This is a genomic window from Streptococcus halichoeri (assembly GCF_009870755.1).
In the GTDB taxonomy this organism is placed as follows: Bacteria; Bacillota; Bacilli; order Lactobacillales; family Streptococcaceae; genus Streptococcus; species Streptococcus halichoeri.
Window position 1 is genome coordinate 1 of the sequence record NZ_WLZU01000026.1, and the last position, 15,674, is coordinate 15,674.

General features: G+C 42.0%; 15 protein-coding genes and 1 pseudogene. 14 read left to right on the forward strand and 2 right to left on the reverse strand.

Annotated elements, in window-relative coordinates; genetic code table 11:
* Positions 1-163 precede the first annotated feature (163 nt).
* The 4 genes from GWD08_RS06985 to GWD08_RS07000 all read left to right on the forward strand — a co-directional run bounded on the left by GWD08_RS06985 (position 164) and on the right by GWD08_RS07000 (position 5,046).
* Complete coding sequence (locus tag GWD08_RS06985) at positions 164-1,516, forward strand: hemolysin family protein (protein WP_159564915.1); 1,353 nt, start codon at positions 164-166, stop codon at positions 1,514-1,516.
* 892 nt (positions 1,517-2,408) lie between these two features.
* Positions 2,409-3,200, forward strand: coding sequence for a pyruvate formate-lyase-activating protein (gene pflA, locus GWD08_RS06990; protein WP_159544965.1), 792 nt, complete (start codon positions 2,409-2,411; stop codon positions 3,198-3,200).
* Between the two features lie 99 nt (positions 3,201-3,299).
* The gene (locus GWD08_RS06995; protein ID WP_159564917.1) at positions 3,300-4,235 is read left to right on the forward strand and encodes a manganese-dependent inorganic pyrophosphatase; all 936 of its coding nucleotides are present in this window, start codon (positions 3,300-3,302) and stop codon (positions 4,233-4,235) included.
* Between the two features lie 157 nt (positions 4,236-4,392).
* On the forward strand, positions 4,393-5,046 hold the full coding sequence (locus tag GWD08_RS07000) for a DUF1803 domain-containing protein (protein ID WP_159564919.1): 654 nt from the start codon (positions 4,393-4,395) through the stop codon (positions 5,044-5,046).
* 234 nt (positions 5,047-5,280) lie between these two features.
* Here the strand turns inward: GWD08_RS07000 and GWD08_RS07005 are convergent, their stop codons facing one another.
* Positions 5,281-6,735 carry a UDP-N-acetylmuramoyl-L-alanyl-D-glutamate--L-lysine ligase gene (locus GWD08_RS07005; protein ID WP_159547817.1) on the reverse strand — a complete coding sequence of 485 codons (1,455 nt, stop codon included), beginning with the start codon at positions 6,733-6,735 and terminating at the stop codon, positions 5,281-5,283.
* Positions 6,736-6,823: 88 nt separating this feature from the next.
* Here GWD08_RS07005 and GWD08_RS07010 point away from each other — a divergent pair, with 88 nt between their 5' ends.
* The 10 genes and pseudogenes from GWD08_RS07010 (at position 6,824) to rsmI (ending at position 14,872) form a co-directional block, all read left to right on the forward strand.
* Positions 6,824-8,461, forward strand: coding sequence for a putative polysaccharide biosynthesis protein (locus GWD08_RS07010; RefSeq protein ID WP_159564921.1), 1,638 nt, complete (start codon positions 6,824-6,826; stop codon positions 8,459-8,461).
* A 239-nt stretch (positions 8,462-8,700) separates the two neighbouring features.
* Complete coding sequence (gene upp / locus GWD08_RS07015) at positions 8,701-9,330, forward strand: uracil phosphoribosyltransferase (RefSeq protein ID WP_159544975.1); 630 nt, start codon at positions 8,701-8,703, stop codon at positions 9,328-9,330.
* Positions 9,331-9,521: 191 nt separating this feature from the next.
* A complete protein-coding gene (locus tag GWD08_RS07020; protein WP_159544977.1) occupies positions 9,522-10,112 on the forward strand; it encodes an ATP-dependent Clp protease proteolytic subunit in 591 nt (196 codons plus the stop codon).
* Between the two features lie 246 nt (positions 10,113-10,358).
* Positions 10,359-10,658, forward strand: a pseudogene (locus GWD08_RS07025) (YlbF/YmcA family competence regulator); the annotation flags it as partial.
* Between the two features lie 31 nt (positions 10,659-10,689).
* A complete protein-coding gene (locus GWD08_RS07030; protein ID WP_159564923.1) occupies positions 10,690-10,968 on the forward strand; it encodes a YlbG family protein in 279 nt (92 codons plus the stop codon).
* A 379-nt stretch (positions 10,969-11,347) separates the two neighbouring features.
* Positions 11,348-12,001: a dTMP kinase gene (gene tmk, locus GWD08_RS07035; RefSeq protein WP_159564925.1), complete on the forward strand. Its 654-nt coding sequence runs from the start codon at positions 11,348-11,350 to the stop codon at positions 11,999-12,001.
* Positions 12,001-12,876 carry a DNA polymerase III subunit delta' gene (locus GWD08_RS07040; protein WP_159564927.1) on the forward strand — a complete coding sequence of 292 codons (876 nt, stop codon included), beginning with the start codon at positions 12,001-12,003 and terminating at the stop codon, positions 12,874-12,876. Before tmk ends, GWD08_RS07040 begins: the two co-directional genes overlap by 1 nt.
* Positions 12,873-13,673: a regulatory iron-sulfur-containing complex subunit RicT gene (gene ricT, locus GWD08_RS07045; RefSeq protein WP_159564929.1), complete on the forward strand. Its 801-nt coding sequence runs from the start codon at positions 12,873-12,875 to the stop codon at positions 13,671-13,673. The genes GWD08_RS07040 and ricT overlap by 4 nt, the downstream gene beginning before the upstream one ends.
* On the forward strand, positions 13,666-13,995 hold the full coding sequence (gene yabA, locus GWD08_RS07050; protein ID WP_159544989.1) for a DNA replication initiation control protein YabA: 330 nt from the start codon (positions 13,666-13,668) through the stop codon (positions 13,993-13,995). The genes ricT and yabA overlap by 8 nt, the downstream gene beginning before the upstream one ends.
* A gap of 4 nt (positions 13,996-13,999) precedes the next feature.
* The gene (gene rsmI, locus GWD08_RS07055; RefSeq protein ID WP_159564931.1) at positions 14,000-14,872 is read left to right on the forward strand and encodes a 16S rRNA (cytidine(1402)-2'-O)-methyltransferase; all 873 of its coding nucleotides are present in this window, start codon (positions 14,000-14,002) and stop codon (positions 14,870-14,872) included.
* A 154-nt stretch (positions 14,873-15,026) separates the two neighbouring features.
* Here rsmI and GWD08_RS07060 read toward each other — a convergent pair whose 3' ends face one another.
* Positions 15,027-15,659, reverse strand: coding sequence for a copper homeostasis protein CutC (locus tag GWD08_RS07060; protein ID WP_159564938.1), 633 nt, complete (start codon positions 15,657-15,659; stop codon positions 15,027-15,029).
* Between the last annotated feature and the right edge of the window lie 15 nt (positions 15,660-15,674).

The following is a 15,674-nucleotide window of genomic DNA, read 5'->3' on the forward strand; positions in this document are numbered from 1 at the left end:
CTTTTGGAAAATAGCCAGGCAGTCATTTAGTAAGTCTTGGGCTATTTTGCTTGAGTAAAAAGGTGCTTATTAGCTGTGCCCGCAGCTAATAAATTTTGATAGCATGATTTGAAAAATATGGTATAATGTGGGTACTATATCTAACTTTAGGAGATTTTTTGTCATGGAAGACCCTGGGAGTCAGCCCTTAGTGCTACAGTTCCTCCTATTACTTGTATTGACCATGCTAAATGCCTTTTTTTCTGCCAGCGAGATGGCTTTAGTATCTTTAAATCGCTCGCGCGTTGAACAAAAAGCAGCTGATGGCGATAAAAAATACCAACGTTTACTATCTGTCTTGAACCAACCCAATAATTTCTTATCGACTATTCAGGTTGGGATTACATTTATTGGCCTCTTATCAGGGGCTAGCCTATCAGCTTCGCTTGGCAAAGTCATTGCCGGTTGGCTAGGTGGTTCAACCACCGCCCAAACAGTTGGCAGCATTAGCTCCCTGGTCTTTTTGACCTACGTTTCTATCGTCTTAGGTGAACTTTATCCAAAACGGATTGCTATGAACCTCAAAGACCGCCTTGCGATTATCTCAGCTCCTGTCATTATCATCATTGGCAAACTAGTCAGCCCCTTTGTGTGGCTCCTATCAGCTTCTACTAATTTACTCAGTCGGATCACACCAATGACTTTTGATGATGCCGATGAGCAAATGACGCGTGATGAGATTGAATACATGCTCTCAAATAGCGAAGCGACGCTTGATGCTGAAGAAATTGAGATGTTGCAAGGCGTTTTCTCACTGGATGAGATGATGGCGCGTGAAGTCATGGTTCCCCGCACAGATGCCTTTATGGTTGATATTAATGATGATCCTCAAAAAACCATCACTGACATTTTGCGACAAAGCTTTTCACGGATTCCGGTTTACGATGGTGATAAGGACAAAATTATTGGTCTTATCCACACCAAACGTCTGCTAGAAGCTGGCTTTAAGCAGGGCTTTGACACTATTAATTTTAGGCGAATCCTGCAAGAACCTCTGTTTGTTCCTGAAACAATCTTTGTTGATGATTTGCTCAGACAGCTGCGCAATACCCAAAACCAAATGGCTATCTTACTTGATGAATATGGTGGGGTTGCTGGATTGGTGACTTTAGAAGATCTCTTGGAAGAAATCGTTGGGGAAATTGATGATGAGTCTGATAAGGCTGAAGAATTTGTCCATGTTATTGGTGAAAACACCTTTATTGTTGTTGGCACTATGACCCTTAATGATTTCAATGAGTATTTTGAAACAGAACTTGAGAGTGATGATGTGGACACCATTGCCGGTTTTTACTTAACCGGTATTGGCTCGATTCCTAGTCAGGACCAAAAAGAAATCTTTGAACTTGATAACAAGGATAAACATATTACCTTAATTAATGATAAAGTTAAGGATGGCCGAATCACTAAGTTAAAGATGATTATGTCTCAGCGTGAAACAGCTCAAGATTTCAGTAGCGATAAAGCGACTGACTGATCTTTATTAACTAGAATGCAGCGCTAACAGGCAAAGCTTAAAGTTTGTACTGTTTTGAATGGCCCGAACCTTCGGCGTCGATCAGCTGTCACGACTGTTAGTTTCAAAGAGAATCACCTGCTTGCCTCTTATCCTAGACAGGCACTCCTCCCTTCAAAGGTGCGAGTGCGCGATTTCTTGTAGTATGAGTGAATGTTAGCTAGGCTGACTTGGCATGACACTAAGAGATAAAATCTAGATTAAAATGACCTCTAATCGTTAGAATCTGTGTCTAACTTTTGGCTTTATTATGTCTGTAGTGGAGAAGACTACTACAGGGATGATGGAGCTTTTTTTGGGCTCATTGTCAACTGTAGTGGGTGACTTATAACTTATAACTAAGCGCGAGAGGAGACGAAACCCGTCTTCTTTTGACTCTATAATTTCTGTAGTGGGTAACGCGACTCTGGAGATTATAGGCCTTTTTTCATGCAGACAAAAAGGCCCATCTAACTTAAATGAAATACGACTAAAGTTACATTAGTAAGTCGCATATGGCTTTATCTATTGTTGGCTGCCATGAAACAGACTACTCAGGTGGTTTGTGAAACAAAGCTAGCTGGCGCAGCCCCACCATAGTGTTTTGTTCTGGGCATATGAGCAATGCCATGGTCAAAAAAATTTTCGAAACACCCTATTTTTGGGAAAGAGCTGCTTCTTTTTAAGCTTATTTTGGGTAGCTTAATGAAACAGCAGCGGTTCGGATATAAGTTTTTTGAAACAAACTAGGGTGTCTGATTGCGGACTACTATAGAACAGAATTTGGCTTATGCCGCGGAAAAGCCCATCGTTTTAGCAGGGAAAATGGTATAATGAAAATGTAAAAACGGTTGCAAAAATGAAGGAGGGACTTATGTCAGAAGTTGATTATGGCCAAGTCACTGGAATGATTCATTCGACAGAAAGTTTTGGTTCAGTAGATGGTCCGGGCATTCGCTTTATCATTTTTATGCAAGGCTGTAAGATGCGTTGCCAATACTGTCATAACCCTGATACCTGGGAGCTAGAAACCAATCAATCCACAGTCCGTACAGTCAGTGATGTCTTACAAGAAGCGATGCAATACAAGCATTTTTGGGGTGATAAAGGTGGCATTACAGTATCTGGTGGAGAAGCTATGCTCCAGCTCGACTTTATTACGGCCTTATTCATTGAAGCTAAAAAACATGGCATTCATACCACACTTGATACGTGTGGGTTTACCTACCGGCCGACTGATAGCTACCATGCTAAACTGGATCAGTTGTTGGCTGTGACAGATCTGGTTCTCCTTGATTTAAAAGAAATAGACCCCGAGCAACATAAAATCGTAACGCGTCAGCCCAATACCAACATTTTGTTATTTGCTAGGTACCTATCTGATAAGGGGATTCCGGTCTGGATACGTCATGTGCTAGTTCCTGGTTTGACCGATTTTGATGAGCATTTGGAGCGATTGGGAGCTTTTGTTGCGACATTAAAGAATGTTGATAAATTTGAAATTTTGCCCTACCATACGATGGGTGAATTTAAATGGCGCGAATTGGGCATTCCTTATACTTTAGCTGGGGTAAAACCGCCAAGCAAAGAACGGGTCCAAAATGCTAAAGATATTATGAAGACAGAAAGCTATACTGAATACATGCGCCGGGTGCATCATCACTAGTAGCTGAGCCATGCTCAACTACTCTTTTTTGTTGATAATTTTTGATTTTAGGGTACATTCGTGCTAAAATAAAGTGATTATAATAAATGAGGTAAAAGAATGTCTAAGATTTTAGTTTTTGGTCATCAAAATCCAGATACGGATGCTATTGCATCATCCTATGCTTTTGCTTATCTAGCAAGAGAAGCTTATCAATTAGAGACAGAAGCAGTTGCTTTGGGCACACCTAATGAAGAAACTGCTTTTGCCTTGGATTATTTTGGCGTTAAAGCTCCGCGGGTGGTGGTATCAGCAAAAGCAGAAGGCGTAGATACTGTCATTTTGACCGACCACAATGAATTTCAGCAATCTATTTCTGATATTGCTGAGCTAACAATATATGGCGTGGTTGATCACCACCGTGTTGGTAATTTTGAAACCGCTAATCCGCTTTATATGCGTTTAGAGCCAGTTGGATCAGCATCATCAATTGTTTATCGGATGTTTAAGGAAAGTGACGTTGCAGTACCAAAAGAAATGGCAGGTCTATTATTATCTGGATTGATTTCTGATACCTTGCTGCTAAAATCACCAACAACCCATATTTCTGATCATAAAGTAGCTGAAGAACTAGCAGCAATCGCTGGGGTTTCTCTTGAAGAATATGGTATGGCGATGTTGAAGGCTGGGACTAATCTTGCAAGCAAAACCGAGGCTCAATTAATTGATATTGATGCTAAAACCTTTGAATTAAATGGCAATGCTGTGCGTGTCGCTCAGGTCAACACAGTTGATATTGCTGAAGTACTCACTCGCCAAGCGGCTATTGAAGAAGCTATCTTAGAAGCTATGGCAAAGGAAGGGTATTCTGACTTTGTGTTGATGATTACGGATATTGTTAATTCTAATTCGGAAATTCTTGCTCTTGGTGCCAATATGGATAAGATTGAAAAAGCTTTTGATTTTGTTTTAGAAAACAACCACGCTTTCTTAGCAGGAGCTGTTTCTCGGAAAAAACAAGTCGTGCCACAACTGACTGAGAGCTTTGGCTTATAGTTACTTATCAGCCTACAAAAAAGGGGGTGAGGAAGTTCTATTCTCACCTCTTTTTGGCTGTCAACAGATGAATGCACAACTCAAAAAAGCGTCCTTCTTAGACATCAATGTGGTTTAAGCGTTTAGACCTGCTGAGGTTGTTTGGTATAATAAAAATATGTTACGTGTGATTAATCCTGATAAACTGACTGGAACTGCCTATTTCTTTGAACTGATCAATTACCTTGATCAGCATGAGGAGGTAACGTTGCGACAAATCAAGCAGGCCCTACCGGCCTATCCTAATAGCGATCGGGAGTTAGATAAGATTATTGAAGCTGGCTATGTGTATCGCGAAAATCGGCGTTATGTTAATCATCTAGCTATTGCTGATGCCTTTGAGAAGCCACCGCTGGATCAACTATTGATTATTGATGATCAGTCCCAAGCGCATCAGCGTCTCAAGACCTATGTTTACTCGACAAGCTTGACTTCTCAAAACAATCACCTGATTCTACTTGAAGAAACGGATTTTGAGCGGCAGCGCCTCACTCTGAACAATGTTTTTTACAAGTTGGCCAAGGGTTATCCGATGAGCAGCCAACAAGTTCCTCTCTATCAGCTCTTGGGTGATGTTAATCCCGCCTATGCTATGAAATATATCAGCCAATGGTTACTTAAGTTCTTAACTCATGATAGTGTGAAGCAAAAACGGCCCGATATTTTTTGGCAAGCCTTGGTTTTATTAGGCTATCTTAAGCCACTTGGTGATGATAGCTATCAGTTAGCTATGCAGGTTGAGCCAGAAAGTTTACAATTCAGTGCACAATAAACGGTTTGTTGTTTGCGCTTGAACCACAATCACGGCTCTTAACCGTTGCCTTTTGGATGCCAACTTGTTTGTTATCAAATCTAAAAAAGCTTAAGTGTCTTGTCCTGAGAGTTTTCTAACGTCATCAGTACAATTTTCTTAAGCTTAATGCTAATGTTGTTATTTCAGCCTGACATGGAAAAAGCAGGCTGAAAAAATACTTGGTTAAAAACCATTTTAAGTTCTTAAAAGGAGCTAGTTTCTACTAAGAGCTTGCTGTGCAATGGCTAAGTCTCCAGGGTAATCCTCTTTAACCCCATTTACAATTTGATACTTATCTGCTCCTTTACCGGCGATGATTAGGGCATCACCGGTTTTTTTGCAATAGGTCAAACCAGTTTCAATGGCCTTTTGGCGATCAGTAATAATGGTCACTGGACGACTGATGTAACGTGCAATCTCTTCACAGATGGCTTGTGGTGATTCAAAGTTGGGGTCATCTGCGGTTAATATAACATTCAGGTTGGGGTGTTGGTTGAGTACTTTACCAAAATCAGCTCGGCGACTCTCGCCCTTATTACCAGTAGCGCCTAAGATCACCGTTAAATGGCCAGCTTGATGCTCCTCAACTACAGAGATTAATTTGGCGAGGCTATCCCCATTATGGGCGTAGTCGACAAAGATGTTGGCTCCTAAAGGATGGTTGAGGACTTCCATTCTTCCGGGGACCTGCGTGGTGGCAATGCCAGTTGCAATATCTGGCAGCGAAGCACCCAGACGTAAGCAAGCTAGGCCAGCAGCGATGGCATTTTCTTGATTAAAGCGGCCGATGAGTCTAATTTTATACTGACCAGCCAGTTTGCCGCTAACTGTAAATGTAAAAGCCTGACTGTCAATGATAGCATTGTCTGAGTCAGCACCATAAAGGTCATGAGCTTTATGAGCGATCTGCTCCTTGACAATGGCAAAGTGATCCATGCCGCTGTTGATGATAACAGCACGGCTATTGTCCAGCAACAGTCGCTTATGATAAAAGTAATCCTCAAAACTTGGATGTTCAATCGGGCCAATATGGTCAGGACTGATATTTAAAAAGACGCCTACATCAAAGGTTAAGCCATAGACACGACCAACTAAGTAGGCTTGGCTTGAGACTTCCATAACGAGATGCGTGCGGCCATTTGCCACACAAGTCGCCATCATTTGAAAGAGATCAAGACTTTCAGGTGTAGTTAGGGTTGATTTAAAAAAGGTTTTGCCATCAAGTGTGGTGTTCATGGTGGAAAGGAGCGCTGGTTTGTGGCTTTGGCTTAATATCTGATAGGCAAAGTAGGCTGCCGTGGTTTTGCCCTTAGTTCCTGTAAATGCTAGCAATTGCAGCTTATCTTGGGGGTTATCATAAAAAGCCATAGCAATCAAGCTCATTGCATGTTTGATGTCACTGACAATAATGGCGGGAATTGGTAAGTCATAATCAACCTCAGAGACATAAGCCTGCAGGCCATTTTGGCAGGCCTGCTCAAGGTATTCTTTTTTAAAAGAAGCACCCTTGGCAAAAAAAAGTGTTTCTGCATCGGCTGTCCGAGAATCGTAGCTAAGCTTTGTAAAAGAAAGGCCGCTATAGTTATAAAAATAATGGCCCTGCCTGATTACTTCTCGAAAATTATGATCTTGTTTTAAAATATCAATAGTCTGTTCAATTCTTATCATAGTTCTTATTTTATCTTTAAAGTTGATGATTTACAAGTATGAGGCAAAAGTTTATAATATAGCTACTTATAGAATGGAATGTTAAAAAATGCCAAGAAAAAAAGCGCAAGCAACGCAAGAACAATTAATGCTACGAGGGACGATTTGGTCAACTGTTAGCAATTTCACCAGTCGCCTATTAGGGGTTGTCTATATCATCCCTTGGTTAATTTGGATGGGCCGATATGGCACGCAAGCCAATGCACTCTTTAATATGGGCTATAATGTATATGCCTATTTTTTATTGGTGTCAACGACGGGGCTGAATGTAGCTATTGCTAAACAAGTGGCAAAGTACAATTCTATGGGCCAAAAAGAGCATAGTTACCAGTTGATTCGAACTACCTTAAAGCTAATGGTTGGACTTGGTGTGTTTTTCTCTGTCATCATGTATGTCACGTCTCCTTTGTTTGCTAGCTTATCAGGTAGTGATGCAAAACTCATCCCAGTCATGCACAGCCTATCTTTGGCTGTCCTTGTCTTTCCAGTAATGAGCGTTATTCGTGGCATCTTTCAAGGCTACAATAATCTAAAGCCTTTTGCCCTAAGCCAAATTGCAGAGCAGTTTATCCGTGTTATCTGGATGTTGCTTACGACTTACTACATTATGCAGCTGGGCTCAGGGAACTACGTTCAGGCAGTGACTCACTCCACCTTTGCGGCCTTTGTCGGAATGCTTGCCAGCATGGCGGTGCTGATTTATTATTTATGGCGCGAAGGCTTGCTCCAGGCCATCTTACGCAAAAATCAGCTGAGCTATCAGATTGATGCTAAGGGCCTGCTCTTTGAAACCATTAAAGAATCCATTCCTTTTATCATCATTGGCAGTGCCATCCAAGCTTTTCAATTGATTGACCAATGGACCTTTTCTAACACGATGTTGCTTTTGACCAACTACTCGAAATCGCAATTACTGGTTCTGTTTGGCTACTTTAATGCTAATCCATCGAAGATTACGATGATTTTGATTGCGGTCGCAGCTTCCATTGGGGGAGTGGGCATCGCCCTTTTAACCGAGAACTATGTCAAAAAAGACATGCATGCTGCGGCCAGATTGATTATTAATAATATCACCATGCTGCTGGCTTTTATCTTGCCGGCTTTGACTGGCGCCATTATTTTGGCTCGTCCGCTCTATACGATTTTTTATGGTCCTAGCAGTAATCAGGCGATTCATTTGTTTATAGCGGCTCTTGTCCAAACGATTTTTCTAGCGCTTTACTCGCTCTTATCGCCGATGCTTCAGGCCTTATTTGAAAATCGCAAAGCTTTACTTTATTTTATGTATGGGATTATGGTTAAACTGCTTTTACAAATCCCTGCGATTTATGTCTTCCATGCTTATGGCCCAATCCTTGCAACCTGTGTGGCTCTTTTTGTGCCTATTTATCTGATGTATCATCGCCTGCACAAAGTAACCCATTTCAATCGCCAAAGATTGCGCCGGCAAGTTTTGCTTGTTAGCCTTATTACCCTCATCATGGGGCTAGTGGTGCTGCTTGTCAGCTGGCTCTTAGGCATGGTGCTCATTCCAATCGATCGCTTGACTAGTCTGCTTTACTTAACGATTGTCGGTGCGATTGGTTTTGGTGTTTATGGCTATCTCGCCCTTGCTACGCATCTGCTTGATCGTTTTATTGGTGAAAGCAAAGCTAAAAAATTGCGCCAAAAGCTTCACCTTGCTTAGTAGCCAGCAAAAGGCAGGCAAATCATATATTAGTTACTCTGACTTGTTTAGCCGCCCCTTTTCAGGCAGGATGTGCCCTATTTTATTCATCAATGACCACAGAAAGCTTGGGTTTTCGCCCGGGCTTTCTTACTTACCCGACTTAAAAAATAAGCTTGAAAAGTCTTAAAGAATCAAGCAAAATCAAATTTTTTTTGCTATAATGTTAAAAGTGAAAAAAGAAGAAGGAAGTAATCAAAATGGGAAAATGTCAAGTGATTTCACACCCGCTCATTCAACACAAGTTATCAATCTTACGTCGTCAAGATACCTCAACCAAAGATTTTCGTGAATTAGTAAACGAAATTGCCATGCTGATGGGCTATGAAGTGTCGCGTGATCTCCCATTAGAAGATGTTGCGATTGAAACACCGGTGGCGACCACCGTGCAAAAACAACTTTCAGGGAAAAAGCTAGCCATTGTTCCTATCCTTCGAGCAGGGATTGGTATGGTTGATGGTTTTTTGAGTTTGGTGCCGGCTGCCAAAGTTGGTCATATTGGTATGTATCGCGATGAAGAAACATTGCAACCAGTTGAATATTTGGTAAAACTTCCTGAAGATATTGACCAACGGCAGATTTTTATCGTTGATCCCATGCTAGCAACTGGTGGCTCTGCTATTTTAGCGGTTGATTCGTTGAAAAAACGCGGTGCTACTAATATTAAATTTGTCTGTCTGGTTGCAGCCCCAGAAGGCGTTGCTAAGTTAAATGCTGCTCATCCTGATGTGGACATTTATACAGCAGCCCTTGATGAAAAACTAAATGAAAATGGCTATATTGTGCCTGGTCTTGGTGATGCGGGTGACCGTCTCTTTGGGACAAAATAACGTGCTAAGCCCTTTTTTAAGTAGGCACTGAGTTAAAGCACCAAAGGAGCAAACCTTGATATGGGCGAAAAGTTAGCCTTTGGCAAAGCAAATATTTGACCTTTGTTGACCATTAGCTTATAATAGTATCAATCATTAATATCATGGTTGATGAACCCTGTTTGTCAATCATAAATAGAATGGAGATTTCTATGATTCCTGTTGTTATTGAACAAACAAGTCGTGGCGAACGCTCTTACGACATTTATTCGCGTTTATTAAAAGACCGTATCATTATGTTGACTGGTCCGGTCGAAGACAATCTTGCTAACAGTATTATCGCGCAGCTATTATTCTTGGATGCACAAGATAATACCAAAGATATTTACCTTTACGTCAATACGCCTGGTGGCTCTGTCTCGGCTGGTTTAGCGATTGTTGATACGATGAATTTCATCAAATCAGACGTGCAAACGATTGTTATGGGGATGGCTGCCTCAATGGGGACAGTCATTGCCTCATCTGGTACAAAAGGCAAACGCTTCATGTTGCCTAATGCGGAGTACATGATTCACCAGCCAATGGGTGGCACCGGTGGCGGTACGCAACAATCAGACATGGCCATTGCTGCTGAGCATCTCTTGAAAACGCGTCATCGTTTGGAAAAAATCTTGGCCCAAAATTCTGGCAAGACCATCAAACAAATTCACAAAGATGCTGAGCGTGATAATTGGATGACGGCAGAAGAAACGCTGGCTTATGGCTTTATTGATGAAATTATGGAAAATAACGAGCTAGTCTAAGGTTCACACTAGGGTGTAGCATTAGGTGACGCTCTCAAACATAAACACTTAAGTCCTGGCTTAAGTGTTTTTTGCGTACTCCTAGCTGAGCGACTCTGCTAAAAATATGATATAATCAAAAGTATGTTAGCCGTTAATGATCATTTATTTGCCTTAGAAGCTGCCGCCTTAGACTTGGTGCAAGCCCTGAAAAACACTCCTCAATATGGGCACTATCAGCTAGCAAGTAAGTAAGTACACAAAGATACAGAGCTTGGGCGCCGTATTCAGGCTTTTCAGCAATTAGTGGACACCTACGAGGAAGCTGCCAGACATAGCAAGGATGTTAGCCATTTGTCAGCACTTCGGCAGCAAGTTCTAGCCTGCAAAAAGCAATTAGATTTGCACCCGGCCATGGTTCAACTACGTTATGCGGAGGTTGATTTTCAAAAATTGCTGGCGCAGGTGACCCAAAGCCTGGCTGAGGCTGTATCGCCCACTATTTTTGTGGATACCGGTCTGCCCCTGGCAGCCAAAAAAGTACCCCCATCCTCAAGGGATTTATAAGAATATAAAAGAAAAGGATCAAAGATAAACCATGTATCAAAAACAAGAGAGACAAGGTCTAGTTGTGTATCTCTATTATAATCGCGATGCGCGCAAAGTGATGAAGTATGGTGATCTCCATTACCACTCTAAACGCTCTCGTTATCTGTATTTATATGTGAATCAGTCAGAAGTTGCTCAGAAAATAGAAGAGTTAAGTAAATTACGCTTTGTCAAAAAGGTGAAACCCTCAGAGCTGGCTGCTATTGATACTCGTTTTGTTGGTAACCTGCATCGACAAGAAGACGAATCAGGCGCAACTGCTTACTAGCTGGCTAATGACCTTACAGGCTGAAAAAGGCTTTTGCTTAAATGGTTGATGATTAATGAGCACAGCTAGGTTAGATGGTGGGACCTTTTTTTGTAACTTTGCTAGCTAAGCAGGTGGTCTTAGATTGAGCTGGAAACGACAAGCTTTGCTGTGACCACAGAACCACCTTAAGACAAAAGCTGTAAACCACGTCAATCCCTTTTGCTAGGGCTTGCCATCAAAGGCAGCCTAAGCCCTTTTATGTTGCCTCTTTGGGCTTTATGCATATAGGCATGTGGCTGAGTAATGCAGTGATTGCAACAGTTAACACGCTCAGATTGACCGTGTTTTTTTGTGTGATTTTTGGTAAAATAGAACTATTAAGGATATAAAGGTGACCATGAAAAAAGGACTACTGATTACGGTTGAAGGGCCAGATGGTGCTGGTAAAACCAGTGTTTTACAAGAAATTCTACCACTATTAAACACTCTGCTTGCTGGGCAGCTTGTGACCAGCCGAGAACCAGGTGGTGTTGTTATAGCAGAGGCGATTCGTGAAGTGATTTTAGATCTTAACCATTCAGCAATGGATGCTAAGACAGAGCTTCTCCTTTATATTGCTGCACGCAGGCAACATATGGTTGAAAAAGTCAAACCAGCTCTTGAGCAAGGGCAATGTGTGATTATGGACCGGTTTATTGACAGTTCAGTAGCTTATCAAGGGTATGGGCGTGGGCTGGACATTGAGGCCATTCAGTGGCTCAATCATTATGCTACTGATGGGCGTTTGCCTGATTTAACACTTTATTTTGATGTGCCTTCTGATATTGGTTTGAGCCGGATTTCACAAAATGGACAGCGCGAAGTCAATCGCCTTGATTTAGAACAACTAGAGTTGCATCAGCGGGTGCGAGCAGGTTATCAGGCCTTGGCTAAGGCTTATCCCGAGCGGATTGTAACGATTGATGCTTCGCAGGATTTTGAATCAGTTGTTGCAGATACTGTGCAAGTGTTAAGACCATTTTTGGCCAAACATCAAGGAGAGGAAAGTTAGTGGCAATTCAAGAGTTAGCACCAGAAATATTTCAGCAATTTCAGCAGATTATTGGGCACAATCGCTTGAGTCATGCTTATCTCTTTGCAGGAGACTATGCTAATTATGATATGGCTATCTATTTGGCACAAGCGCTCTTTTGTGAGCAACCCAAGGACCATTTGCCTTGTGGTCATTGTCGCACCTGTCATTTAATTGCCCAAGAAGACTATGCGGATGTGACCCTTTTGGAACCAGCTGGCCAGGTGATTAAGACAGAGACAGTACGCGAAATGTTGCGCCAATTTTCATCAACGGGCTATGAAAGTAATCGTCAGGTCTTTATTGTAAAAGACTGTGAAAAAATGCATACAAATGCTGCTAACAGTCTCCTAAAATATATCGAGGAACCACAAAGCGACTCTTACATTTTTTTACTGACTAATGATGAAAACCAAGTCTTGCCGACCATCAAAAGCAGAACGCAGGTCTTTCGATTTCCCAAGAATCAAGACTACTTGGTGCAACAAGCACAGCAGCAGGGCCTTTTAAAAAGCCAAGCCCAGCTCTTAGCCCAGTTGGCTAAAAATCCCGCTCATCTCGAGGTGCTAATGGCAGATAACAAGCTTTTAGACTTAATCAATGGGTGTCAACGTTTTGTGGACTTGTTATTAAGTCAGAAAGCCCAGGCTTATATTGAAGTTAGCCGCATTAGCCAATTAGCCCCAGAAAAGCAAGATCAAGACCGCACTTTTCAATTGTTGACGGTGCTCTTGTCTAGCCAATATGGTGCCCCTTGGTCTCTTCACTATCTTGAAGGTCTCTACCAGGCTCGGTTAATGTGGCAAAGCAACGTGAGTTTTCAAAATGCATTAGAATATATGGTGATAACATGAAGCAAGTGATTGGTGTAACCTATCGTAAATATGCCCAAGGCCACTTGGTCCAAACACAAGAAGCTTATCCAATTGGGACGCAGGTGCTCATCAAAGAAGGCAAGGCTATCTATCTAGGTGAAGTCAATGAACCAGCACGTATGATGGCTGATAAGGAAGTGCCAAAACAACTCCCAAAATGCCTAAGAAGAGCAACGGTCAAGGACATTCAAGCTGCCACAGCTAATGACTATGCTGCTAAGGCGTCTTATGCTAAGGTTCAGGCCTTACTGCAATCCAATCAGTTAACAGTAAAGCTTCAAGAAATCATCTTTCCCCTGGATCGCCAATTTGTTTTAATCACCTTTGCCTCTGATAAACGTGTTGATTTTAGAAATTTATTAAAAGACTTAGCTGCTCACTTTCGGATGCGCATTGAACTGCAGCAGATTAATAGCCGAGCTCAAGCTCGTATATCAGGTGGCTTAGGACCTTGCGGCCGTCCCCTGTGTTGTTCTAGTTTTCTGGGAGAATTTCCCAAACTGTCAATCAAAATGGCTAAGAATCAAAATCTATCACTCTCATCGGGCAAATCAAGCGGTTATTGTGGTCACTTGCTATGTTGCTTACAATACGAAGATCAGTTCTATCAAGAAAGTAAGGCTAAGTTTCCTGATTTTGGACAGACAGTCCTTACCAAAGATGATCAAACTATTGTAACAGGCATTGACATTTTTAATGATGTGGTGGCTGTTCGCTTTTTTGATCATTATCCCATTGTTCATTACGCATTAGAGGAGGTCACAATCAGTGGATAAACGCGAATTATTTGATGCTTTTGATGACTTTTCACAAAATTTGATGGTGACCCTGGCTGATATTGAAGCTATGAAAAAGCAAGTGCAGGGCTTGGTTGAAGAAAACACCGTTCTTCGTCTAGAAAACACCAAGCTTCGCGAACGTTTAAGCCAATTAGAGCATGAGCACGAAAACAGTGTTAAGACCTCTCCTAGTCAAGGAAAGGAACACTTGGAAACCATTTATGAAGAGGGTTTTCATATTTGTAACTTTTTCTACGGTCAGCGCCGTGAAAATGATGAAGAGTGCATGTTTTGTCGGGAATTATTAGACAGAAAGTAAGATAATGCGAGTTCAAAAAAGTTTTAAAGAAGAGCAAGCATCAGGTACCCTATACCTGGTGCCAACCCCGATTGGTAATTTACAAGACATGACTTTTCGTGCGCTGGAAACCTTAAAAGCTGTTGACCTTATTTGTGCTGAGGATACCAGAAACACTGGTCTATTGCTCAAGCATTTTCAAATTACCGCAAGGCAGGTTAGCTTTCATCAGCATAATGCTTATGACAAAATTCCTCAGATCCTGGAGTGGTTATTGTCAGGAAAATCGGTAGCCCAGGTATCAGATGCGGGCATGCCCTCCATTTCTGATCCTGGTCATGATTTGGTCCAAGCAGCCCTTCAAGCGGCGATTCCGGTGGTTGCTTTACCCGGCCCTAGTGCTGGTATTACGGCTTTGATTGCTAGTGGTTTAGCGCCTCAACCTCATGTCTTTTACGGCTTTTTACCTCGCAAAAAGGGGCAACAAGCAGCCTTTTTTGAAAGCAAAAAAGCATACCCAGAAACCCAGATTTTTTATGAATCGCCCTACCGGCTGGCTGATACGCTCAAGCACATGCAAGCTATTTATGGTGATCGTAAGCTTGTCCTTGTGCGGGAGCTAACAAAACGCTTTGAAGAATATCAGCGGGGGACTATCTCCGAGATTCGGACCTTTATCGAAACTCATCCTTTAAAAGGAGAATGCTTGATTATTGTCGAAGGAGATAAAGGTGAGAGTGCCTATGAACAAGAACTAGCGCATCAGGATCCTCTTGCCCTGATTGAAGCTCGCATTCAAGCCGGTGAAAAACCAAATCAAGCAATCAAGGCAGTAGCTAAAGCCTTAGGACGCAATCGTCAAGCCTTATATGCAGACTATCACCAGAGTAAAGGCTGATGTTCACATGGCGTTACAAGTAAAAAAAGAGGTCAGACAATTGATAGATTTTTCTCATAGTTTTGACGTAAAAAACAAAATGCGCGTCAAAATTATAAGAGACAGGTGTCATATCAAATCAGTCTACTCTCTTTTTTTAATTTCTTAATAAGGCTTAACAGATACGAGTGCCGTGGGCCTGAGTGATGCCTGTTTGGGCAGTTAAATCTTGATAGTTATCGGCAGTCACGCCTCCACCAATCATCAATTCAATACGCTGGTCAGCGTAAGCATTCAAAGCTTTTAAATGTTCAATATTATCATGAATGGGCTGCTCGGCCTTTGAACCATGCAGCAAAATTCGGGTAAAGCCCAGTTCCACCAACTGATCAAGAGCTTGGAATTGCTCTTTTTCTGGGATGGCATCAAAAGCCATGTGAAATACCAAAGGAATCCCCTGGGTTGCGGGTAAGAGTTGTTCAATAGCTTCGCGGTCAATCTGATTGTCGATTGTTAAGATACCAAAGACAAGAGCATCAGCTTCTAGGGTAACGGCTTGAAGGATGTCTTCTTCCATGACCCGTAATTCTGTATCATTATAAACAAAGTTACCCCCGCGTGGTCGAATCATCACGGCCACTGAGATGCCCTTTTCATGTAGCAAGCGACAAGCTTCCTTGATGACACCATAGCTAGGGGTGGTCCCCCCAACAGCTAAATTATCGCAGAGCTCCACACGAGCGACATTTCCTGCTTGAAGTTGAGGTAATGCTGTTAGATTTTCTGCACAGAATTCTCTTAAAATCATTTAAATCTCCTTATG